General features: G+C 45.7%; 2 protein-coding genes. Both read left to right on the top strand.

Annotated elements, in window-relative coordinates; translation table 11 throughout:
* The coding region (gene rplN, locus ACTHUG_RS11585; protein ID WP_440422317.1) for a 50S ribosomal protein L14 at nucleotides 1-332 on the top strand (332 nt) is incomplete at its 5' end.
* An 11-nt stretch (nucleotides 333-343) separates the two neighbouring features.
* A partial coding sequence (locus tag ACTHUG_RS11580) for a KOW motif-containing protein (RefSeq protein WP_440422319.1) occupies nucleotides 344-429 on the top strand: 86 nt, incomplete at its 3' end.

Raw genomic sequence — 429 nt, 5'->3', positions numbered from 1 at the left:
ACTCTGGTGCGCGTCGCGTGATGTGCATCAAGGTATTGGGCGGATCTACGCGTCGCTACGCTTCTGTTGGCGATATTATTAAAGTTGCAGTTAAAGATGCAGCCCCACGTGGTCGTGTCAAAAAAGGTGATGTATACAATGCGGCAGTTGTTCGTACTGCTAAGGGTGTGCGTCGTCCTGATGGTGCGCTAATTAAATTTGATAACAACGCCGCTGTGTTATTAAATACTAAACTTGAGCCTCTGGGTACTCGTATTTTTGGCCCGGTAACCCGTGAATTGCGTACTGAGCGATTTATGAAAATCGTTTCATTGGCGCCCGAAGTATTATAAGGAATAGCGCGATGACTAAAATCATTAAAGGCGATCAGGTTGTAGTGATTGCCGGTAAAGATAAAGGTAAGCAAGGTCAAGTAGTTCGAGTGTTGGG

It is taken from the genome of Neisseria sp. P0022.S009 (assembly GCF_051956675.1).
In the GTDB taxonomy this organism is placed as follows: Bacteria; Pseudomonadota; Gammaproteobacteria; order Burkholderiales; family Neisseriaceae; genus Neisseria.
Note: the sequence above shows the minus strand (reverse complement) of the source record. Positions and strands in the feature narration are given on the sequence as shown.